The organism is Secundilactobacillus hailunensis (genome assembly GCF_005405185.1).
In the GTDB taxonomy this organism is placed as follows: domain Bacteria; phylum Bacillota; class Bacilli; order Lactobacillales; family Lactobacillaceae; genus Secundilactobacillus; species Secundilactobacillus hailunensis.
This window is the reverse complement of the sequence record NZ_BJDO01000082.1, coordinates 1-5,063: the sequence shown is the minus strand read 5'-3', so window position 1 is coordinate 5,063 and position 5,063 is coordinate 1. Positions and strand designations below refer to the sequence as shown.

At 44.1% G+C, this 5,063-nt stretch carries 5 protein-coding genes; 1 reads left to right on the top strand and 4 read right to left on the bottom strand.

Annotated features, from left to right (window positions below; translation table 11 throughout):
* Nucleotides 1-446: 446 nt before the first annotated feature.
* Nucleotides 447-785, top strand: coding sequence for a hypothetical protein (locus tag FFM73_RS12045; RefSeq protein ID WP_137631901.1), 339 nt, complete (start codon nucleotides 447-449; stop codon nucleotides 783-785).
* A gap of 116 nt (nucleotides 786-901) precedes the next feature.
* Here the strand turns inward: FFM73_RS12045 and FFM73_RS12040 are convergent, their stop codons facing one another.
* The 4 genes from FFM73_RS12040 to FFM73_RS12025 form a co-directional block, all read right to left on the bottom strand.
* On the bottom strand, nucleotides 902-1,399 hold the full coding sequence (locus FFM73_RS12040; protein WP_137631900.1) for a GNAT family N-acetyltransferase: 498 nt from the start codon (nucleotides 1,397-1,399) through the stop codon (nucleotides 902-904).
* A 77-nt stretch (nucleotides 1,400-1,476) separates the two neighbouring features.
* A complete protein-coding gene (locus FFM73_RS12035) occupies nucleotides 1,477-2,421 on the bottom strand; it encodes an NADP-dependent oxidoreductase (RefSeq protein WP_137631899.1) in 945 nt (314 codons plus the stop codon).
* A gap of 258 nt (nucleotides 2,422-2,679) precedes the next feature.
* Entirely contained in the window at nucleotides 2,680-3,876 is a 1,197-nt protein-coding gene (locus tag FFM73_RS12030; RefSeq protein WP_137631898.1) for an aminotransferase-like domain-containing protein, read from the bottom strand.
* Nucleotides 3,876-4,880, bottom strand: coding sequence for a ketopantoate reductase family protein (locus FFM73_RS12025; protein ID WP_089136877.1), 1,005 nt, complete (start codon nucleotides 4,878-4,880; stop codon nucleotides 3,876-3,878). The genes FFM73_RS12030 and FFM73_RS12025 overlap by 1 nt, the downstream gene beginning before the upstream one ends.
* Nucleotides 4,881-5,063: the final 183 nt, after the last annotated feature.

Here is a 5,063-nt window from a genome sequence, read left to right as displayed (position 1 = left end):
CCTCAATTATTAAGTGTTCATCATCTATTCCTAACAACATTTTCGTAGTATCATTTGACATAGGGCATTTCCTTTCTTGACTTAATTCTGTGGTGGGAGTAAGTTAACGGACGGGAGATGTCCGCTTTTTTATTCTAATGATAAACAAAAAATCTGTCATCAGTAATAGATAAAAATCTATTACCAACAACAGATATTGTAGAACCCATATACACACCACTAATCAGTTTTCATGCTGTGCTTGACACCGTGGATGCTGATTTTTTTGTGTCCTTAATTTGTGTAACACGATGACCACTTGGTAAACGTAGCAGTCCCATAGCTACTAAATGCAATTATTGTTAACATAGTCCCTAGATAACCTGTTATTACTCTTTAACTTGTTCCATTGTCCAATCACTGATGACACTAAAAGCTGATATTAATTTCTAGGAGGATTTTAGGTAATGAAAAAGGTTTTGCTTCTGGTTTTTACAACGGTCGCATTGTTCTTAGGATTTAGCATTAGCAGTAATCAGCCTGTAGCTCATGCTGCTTCAACTATTCCAGTCTCAATGCGGGGTCATTATATCAATCGTGATAATCATGATCATATGAGAATAACAGCTCACCATGTCCGTTTTGTCGGAAAGACTCGACATGTACATTATTTAAGTAAATCTGGTAGTTGGCGTGTTATTCATTTCTATCACGCTTCACCTATTTATGTTCACAAATCAGCACATTCAAGCGTGCTTCACTTGGAATATGGTATGAGTATTCGGGTTACATATCACAAATATTAATTAAACCATTCCCTACTCGGCAGCCAATAGTAAGTTCGACCCTTACGAGGGAACTCGTACAATATATGTTCAACAATAAAGCACCAAGCACTCATAACAGTACTTGGTGCTTTATTCTACTTAAATCGACGCCCCAAAATATCCAAACTGCGCAACTTGCCATCCATCGAAGCCACATCGGGCAAATGACCCCAGGTATCAAAACCATTCTTCTTAAACAACCCTAAACTAGGCACGTTGTGATGGAAGATAAACGCTACCAGCGTATCCACATCTAACTCTTTTAACTGGGTGAACACGTAGTTCAACGCTTTTTGCCCCAGTCCATGATGGCGGTAATTTTCAGCAATATAAATGCTGATTTCCGTAGTGTGCACGTACGCTGGTCGGCCGTAAAATGATTCTAAGCTTACCCAGCCGGCAACCGTCTTCCCGTCCTTCATCAGCCAAATTGGCCGTGAATGCCGGTCAAATTCAGCAAACCAGGCCTGTTTAGAAGCAGTCGTAACTGGCTTGAGATCCGCAGTCGCTAATCGACTGGGAATGCTTTGATTATAAATATCAGTAATTGTTGGTAAATCAGCTTGCGTCGCGTATTCAAAAGTAATGCTCATTGGTAATTGCTCGCTTTCTAATTGATTACCAATAGCATACGCCGATTTAGTCCTCAAAACCACGTGACGTTGTGGCGTTACTTCGCCGGCGGATCCGCAATCGTGATCACGATCTTACCGTGCGCGTGGTGTGATTCGCTGCGTTGGTGCGCTGCTTGCAGGCCGGCCGTCGTCAACGGGTATTCACTATCAATGATCACCTTCACCTTACCAGCCGCTACCAATTCAGCTACAGCGGCCAAATCACGGCCATTAGGGTGCAGCCACCAGTGCTTAGCTGAGGGATGCCCGTTTTGCTGAGCTGCTGTCGGGCGGCCAACAATGCTGATCAAACGGCCCGTTGGTTTCAAAATCGCCAATCCGTTTTCAATATCATCCGTCGTATCAAACACGGCATCGTAATCATGCAGTACATCAGTAAATTTAGTCTGGTGATAATCAATTACTTCATCCGCGCCAATCGACCGTAACAGATCATGATTTGCGACACTAGCAGTGGTTGCTACGTACGCACCCTGCGCTTTCGCAATCTGAATCGCATACAGGCCCACACCACCAGCACCGCCTTGAATCAACACCTTATCCCCTTTACTTACTGCAAGCTGGTTGACGATCACCTGATAAGCTACCGTTCCTGATAACGGAATTGCGGCCGCCTCTTTAAACGAAATGTTAGCTGGTTTTAACGCTAACTGGTCTTCACCAACCGCTACATACTCGGCGTAACTACCACGGGTAGCATCCGCCGAATTAGCCGGCCTAGCAATCACCTCGTCGCCGACTTTGAAGCGGGAAACCGCAGCCCCCACCTCGGTGATCACACCCGCAACGTCCCAGCCCAGAACCATGGGAAACGCGGCGCCTAACCCTGCCGTACCTTTACGAGTGCGCCAATCAATGGGATTCACACTGGTAGCGACCATTTTAACCAATACTTCATCTGCACTAATTGTGGGTACCGGTAATGCCGCTTCGTGGAGTTCCTGCGCATCACCGTATCGATCAATCACAATTGCTTTCATTTGGTTCAACCTTCTTTCGCAAACTTCAGTGACTTAATTTTGCGCATAATATAAGCTGTATCGAAGCGGAAAGCAAGCATTTCAAATCGTAATTTTCCGACATAAAAAACGTTGCTATTACCCAATTAGGATGATAGCAACGTTTTTTATTATGTGTGCTCCATTAACCGGAGTCTGAGTATTATGTGTCTCGTTTTTAGCGAGGTTTTAAAATGATTTCTACTATAATATTAGATAGCCTTAAATATGTGTATGTGATTAAACTTCAACTTGTTTACTGATGGTTTCCTTAATAGCATTCCCTAACCGTTCGATACCAGTGACGATCTTATCGTCTTGCATGTTGGAGTAGTTCAAACGGAAGGTGCCAGGAATAACTTTGTCAGCATAGAATGGTTCGCCAGGAACAAAGGCAACATCGTGGTCGATGCAAGTATTGAAGAGTGTCTGCGTATCAACACCTGGTACTTCGACCCAGATGAATAGGCCGCCTTCAGGATGGCTGTATTTGGCATTCTTTGGGAAGTACTTCTCAATGGCATCCATCATAATGCCTTCACGGCGGCGGTAGGTCTCGCGAATCTTCGCAATATGGTCGTCAATGTTGAAGTCTTCAAGGTATTTAGCGATGATGTGCTGGGTTAAGTTATCTGAGTGCACATCAACGGTTTGTTTCATTAAAGTAAACTTCTTGACCAGATTCTTCTCAGCCACGATCCAGCCGATCCGAAGCCCTGGAGCTAAAATCTTTGAGAAGGTGCTCATGTAGATCACCCGTTCGTCATGTTCAAAGGTCTTAACGGGGGCAACATCCTTACCAGTAAAGCGAATAGCGCCGTATGGGTCATCTTCAAGAATCATGATATTGTACTTATCAGCAATTTCAATCATCTTTTGACGGCGGTCGGCAGGCATCGTTCGACCGGTTGGGTTTTGGAAACTAGGAACGGTATAAATGAACTTGGTGTTGGGATTATCTTGAACAGCCTTCTCTAGGGCATCCATCTTCATCCCATCGTCATCCATTGGTACACCCACCATGTGAGCGCCGTAAGAACGGAAGACATCAAGGGCACAAAGGTAAGTTGGCTGTTCGACGATGACCGTATCACCGGGGTTAACAAAGAGCTTAGCGGTTAAATCAATGGACTGCTGTGAGCCGGTAGAGATCATAATGTTATCAATATCGCAAGCAATCCCTGACCGGTTCATCCGCTTAGCAATTTGCTTACGTAATTCTGGATAACCAGCAGCAATGCTATATTGTAAGGCTTGGCGACCGGATTCATCATAGACTTCGTTAGTCACTTTCTTTAAGTTTTCAACGGGGAATAATTCTGGTGCTGGTAATCCACCGGCAAAAGAAATCACTTTGGGATCGCCTGCTACCTTTAAAATATTGCCAACTGGATCTTCATCGCTTTCGGGGATGTTGTTTGCAAATTGATATTTCATTATGCTTCCACCTGTGCTTTCTTTGAATCAGCCACGTTTTCTTGTGGTTTGTGATATTTACGCATCATTTCTGCCATATGAACTTCTTGGACAACGAATTCGTGTACCCGGCAAACATAATCATGTTCCCGGCCAATCTTGGCAATGTAGCCGTTAATGTAATCAACTTCAGTCGGACGGCCCTTTGAGAAATCTTGGTACATTGATGGGTAGTGGTACTTGTAAGCTTGGCTAACCGGAATCACTGAATCGATTTCTTCTTGACGAGATTCAATCATGTGGATGCCGGCCCGTTCGCAAGCATCAAAGGCTTCGTTGAAGAGCGTGGTTGCCATCTTGGTCACACCTTCGTATTCAATAAACTGACCCATTTGCATTTCAAACATCGTACAAAGGGTGTTAGTCACGGCGTTGAAGACGACTTTGGACATGCACATGCCCTTCCATTCGTCGACCATGACTGGACCCATCTTAGCAGCTGTGAAGTCGTTGAAGACAGCTTCAGTGGTCTTATCAGCTGGCTTGTTGTTATAAGGCGCCATATGCATCACTTCGCTGTTAACGGGACCCATAAAATCAACGTTTGCTGGCCCATCAAGCCGGGTAGCGATCATCGCAGTCCCACAAATAATGTGATCTTTAGGGAAGTACTTTTCGATCTTTTCGAAGTGGCCCATGCCGTTCATTGCTGAAAAGACGTATTGGTCGTCATGGAAAATGCCGGCTTTACTGTCGCGTTTAAGTTCTTCAGCTAATTGCATCTGCTTCTTAAAGATGATCCAAACATCTGGATGACCTGTGTATTCTTCTGGGTAATACATGTTGATGGGAATAATCCGGCGATTCTTGTGATCCCGGGCAACTGAAACACCGCCTTGTTCACGGACTTTCTTAACGTTTGGTTCCCATGTATCGATGAAGTCAACGTCTACGCCAGCGTTTTCCTGAAGCATGACACCATACCGATAACCCATTGCACCTGCACCAATAATTCCGTATTTCATTACGACCACTCCTTTTAAAATTTTTGATATCTATCAGCTGTACGACAACTAAAAAACGGCGCTTCGTCAAGTAGAGTTGATTTAGATTTATAGGAGTACTTAGACCTCAATTGGTCTAGGTGCTTTTTTAGTTGGCAGTTTTTTGGACAATGGTTTGAACCAGACGCGTTCCAAAAAAATACG

What these genes read in the sequence shown, in the direction of transcription:
- FFM73_RS12045 (WP_137631901.1), top strand. Translation starts at nt 447, where the DNA reads ATGAAAAAGGTTTTGCTTCTGGTTTTTACAACGGTCGCATTGTTCTTA.
- FFM73_RS12040 (WP_137631900.1), bottom strand. Translation starts at nt 1,399, where the DNA reads ATGAGCATTACTTTTGAATACGCGACGCAAGCTGATTTACCAACAATT.
- FFM73_RS12035 (WP_137631899.1), bottom strand. Translation starts at nt 2,421, where the DNA reads ATGAAAGCAATTGTGATTGATCGATACGGTGATGCGCAGGAACTCCAC.
- FFM73_RS12030 (WP_137631898.1), bottom strand. Translation starts at nt 3,876, where the DNA reads ATGAAATATCAATTTGCAAACAACATCCCCGAAAGCGATGAAGATCCA.
- FFM73_RS12025 (WP_089136877.1), bottom strand. Translation starts at nt 4,880, where the DNA reads ATGAAATACGGAATTATTGGTGCAGGTGCAATGGGTTATCGGTATGGT.